The organism is Microcystis sp. M53603_WE2 (assembly GCF_030065435.1).
The window spans coordinates 1-3,383 of record NZ_JASJFF010000961.1; the positions used below are offsets into that span (position 1 = coordinate 1).

Annotated in this window: 3 protein-coding genes; 2 read left to right on the forward strand and 1 reads right to left on the reverse strand. The window is 39.2% G+C overall.

The window, feature by feature from the left end:
* Window positions 1–100 precede the first annotated feature (100 nt).
* Window positions 101–283, reverse strand: coding sequence for a hypothetical protein (locus PX481_RS20275; protein WP_002763293.1), 183 nt, complete (start codon window positions 281–283; stop codon window positions 101–103).
* A gap of 280 nt (window positions 284–563) precedes the next feature.
* Here PX481_RS20275 and PX481_RS20280 point away from each other — a divergent pair, with 280 nt between their 5' ends.
* Together PX481_RS20280 and PX481_RS20285 are read left to right on the forward strand one after the other, a co-directional pair.
* Window positions 564–2,243 carry an ABC1 kinase family protein gene (locus PX481_RS20280; protein ID WP_288095673.1) on the forward strand — a complete coding sequence of 560 codons (1,680 nt, stop codon included), beginning with the start codon at window positions 564–566 and terminating at the stop codon, window positions 2,241–2,243.
* Between the two features lie 143 nt (window positions 2,244–2,386).
* Window positions 2,387–2,872: a DsrE family protein gene (locus PX481_RS20285; protein WP_002763295.1), complete on the forward strand. Its 486-nt coding sequence runs from the start codon at window positions 2,387–2,389 to the stop codon at window positions 2,870–2,872.
* The last annotated feature ends 511 nt before the right edge of the window (window positions 2,873–3,383 follow it).

Consider the following 3,383-nt stretch of genomic DNA (forward strand, 5'->3'; position numbering starts at 1 on the left):
AAATCCTTATCTGGCAAGAGACTTAATTGATTAGTTCGCTCTAGATAAGAAATAATTGACAAAAATCGCTAAATGCCTTTCTATATAAGGGTTCCATCCCTTATAACCCCCGTCCATTGCATAACACAAACCGAAGAGCCATATTCTCCTGGGACAATTCTTGGGGGACGCAGACCCAATGTTCTCTGGCTCCCAGGTCAATTCCCGCCGCCTTGGCATTGATGATATTTAACTTCTGGTCACTACTTTGGGTTTTTGGGGACTTGTTTCGGGATTTGGTCATGGCTTTGTTGGCTCCGAGTTATGATCGGGGAAGTACCCTGGTTCTAGGAAGGGTTTTTTACTTGATTCTCGACCACGGGTTCACGAGTTAATCCTCGTCTCGGCAATTCTTTTTTCCTCTTTCCTAGGGACCTTTGCTGATAATCGGGTCTAATGACACCATTGTTACTCCGGTTTGAGTTCAGGATACTTCCAGATTTATAAGATCAGGGCTTCCCCCTAGTTTCTCTTTTTCTTTTTAGGGCGCTTTGCGTCCTTCAGGAGCTAATAACTGATAACTGATGCTTACTCCCTTTGATTCCCCCAAATCTTTACATTGGCAGCAAAGCTTGCGATCGCCAATTATTCGTCAATTGGAGATATTTAGCTTTACAATGCAGTTTTTGACTTTTTTGCTCTGGGATCGTTTAACGGGGGCTAATAGGGGCAAAAAACGGCAAAGGAGAGCGAAATGGTTAGTAGATCGCCTCATGAATTTAGGACCAACTTTTATTAAAATTGGACAATCTTTATCGACGCGAGCAGATTTAATTCCGCTCGAATATATCGAACAATTAACCCAATTACAGGATCGAGTTCCCGAATTTAATAGTCAAGAAGCGATCCGAGTTATCGAAACAGAATTAGGACAACCCCTAGATAATTTATTTGCAAGTTTTAGCGTTTCTCCCCTCGCTTGTGCCAGTTTAGGACAAGTGCATCGAGCGCGGTTATTAAGTGGGGAAGAAGTCGTTATTAAGGTACAAAGACCGAATCTAGAAGGACTATTTAATCTCGATTTTGAATTGTTGCATCGTCTCACCCGTTGGTTAAATGTTTTCCCCGTAGTGAAAAAATATAATTTAGAAGCTATCTATCAAGAATTCTTTGAGCTACTCTTTCAAGAAATCGATTATATTCATGAGGGGAAAAATGCTGATCGCTTTCGGGAAAATTTTAAGAATTATCCCCAGGTAAAAGTCCCTTTAGTTTACTGGCAATATACCACTCGCAAGGTATTAACTTTGGAGTATGTGCCGGGGATTAAAGTTGATGATCGAGAGACTTTAATAGCTAATAATATTAACGTCGATGGTATTATTCAACTGGGGATCTGTTCCTATCTCAAACAACTATTACAGGATGGTTTTTTCCAATCAGACCCCCATCCAGGTAATATGGCAGTTAGTCAGGAAGGGGAGTTAATTTTCTACGATTTCGGCACGATGTTCGAGTTAAAGTCCGTCGCTAAAGATCAAATGATCGAAACCTTTTTCGCTATCTTGAGAAAGGATACAGAAACAATCTTAAAAACTTTGATGTATATGGGGTTAATTGAACCCGTTAGAGATCTACAACCCATACGAAATATCGTGCAGTTTCTTTTAGATGAATTTCGCGATAAACCGGTAGATGTGAGGGTCTTTGAACAAATTAGCGATCAAGTGTATTTAATGTTTAAACAGCAACCTTTTCGCTTACCTCCCCAAATGACTTTTATTATTAAATCTGTCACCACTTTGGATGGAATTGCCCGCTCTTTAGATCCCCAGTATAATTTATTAGCAGCTAGTCAACCTTTTGTGAAAAGTCTAGCAGTATCAGGAGGAACTACCAACACCATGCTTATCCTAGCTAATCAAGCGCGCACTTTTCTTAAACAACAATGGCAAAAAGGTAATAAAAACGAGAGAATACTCCGTCAATTAGAGGAAAAAATCGAGCGAGGAAATTTAGTTTTTCAAGTTAAGTCACGGGAAAATGAACGACTTCTGAAAAGAATTTATCTGGGAATTAAAGTATTAATTAATGTCTGTCTATTGGGATTTAGCCTTATATCAGCCATATTTTTATTAGACACTAACTATAGCAAACTAGCCATTATTCCCTTCAGTTTAGCGGGTTTATTTGGTTTATTTTTTCTGCGTTCTTCCATGGACTTATTGATTCAGGAAAGATTAGATAAAATGTTAGATAAGTAAATAATTATCATCTTTAATTAGTAGATGGCTTTTGTTATCGGCAACAAAAATTAAAGTTTGACAGGCTGTCTGTTGACAAGATTTTCCAGAAGTTATCATAATGAAAATGTTTTCATTGCACCCAGCAGCAAGAGGACAAGAAAATGTTGTTAAAATCTTTAGCCCTTGGTTCCCTTGTCGGATTATCCTTAGTTACATCTATCCCAGTCTTGGCTAATCCTTCCCTTTCTCCAGTACAAACTAACGAAGCAATAATCGCTGTCGGTCAACAAAAATCCGATTTATTTGTTAATTTAACCACCGATGATCCTTGGCGAGCTGCAATGGCCATTGGTGTCGCCACCAATATGTTGAAAAAAGGTCACTCAACCACTATTTTTTTGAATATTACAGGGGTACACTTGGCTGCGAAGACAATTCCTCAACACACTAACGGTATCACCGGTAAAACCCTGCAAGCAATGTTAGTAGATTTCATCAGTCAAGGGGGAAAAGTCTTAATTTGTCCCTCCTGTATGAAACAAGCAGCAATAAAACCCGAAGATCTAATTGCCGGTGTGGTGACAAGTTCCCCCGATTCCCTAGAAGCAAATTTATTTAACGAAACGGTTAAAGTAATTAGCTGGTAAATCTAGCATTTTCTAGAGAATCTAGAGACCTTAACAATAAGGTCTCTATTATTAGTAGATTTATTTTTGCTTAAAAGAGCGGCCGCTCTTGACTCAGTCGTTATACCATTTTTCTTGGTTCGTGGACCGCCCTCCCAGAAAGCTAATCTGTTGACTATCTAGGGTTTGCTGAATATTACTGGAAGCCTACTAGAAAACGGTTTTGGCACTTTTTTAGTCAAAAAAGTGCCAGAGACAAACGTTGAGAAATCGATACGAGGGACTCATACTAAATCCGTTGAGTATAGGCTACATATCAGGACAGGCACTCATGCACTCTTGCAATAGGCAAGAGGAGCAATAAATAATCAGTCTTTAATAACCGGATTTAGTATCCTAAGCTAAACGGCTTTTACTTCGGATCACCGATATAGACTCCAAAAGGGTTATAGCTATTGGATCATGCAGGTTAAGCGCCGTTTAGCTTATCTTGATTCGGCAACGCTGGCACTCAAATTAATATCCGTAACCA

What these genes read in the sequence shown, in the direction of transcription:
- PX481_RS20275 (WP_002763293.1), bottom strand. Translation starts at nt 283, where the DNA reads ATGACCAAATCCCGAAACAAGTCCCCAAAAACCCAAAGTAGTGACCAG.
- PX481_RS20280 (WP_288095673.1), top strand. Translation starts at nt 564, where the DNA reads ATGCTTACTCCCTTTGATTCCCCCAAATCTTTACATTGGCAGCAAAGC.
- PX481_RS20285 (WP_002763295.1), top strand. Translation starts at nt 2,387, where the DNA reads ATGTTGTTAAAATCTTTAGCCCTTGGTTCCCTTGTCGGATTATCCTTA.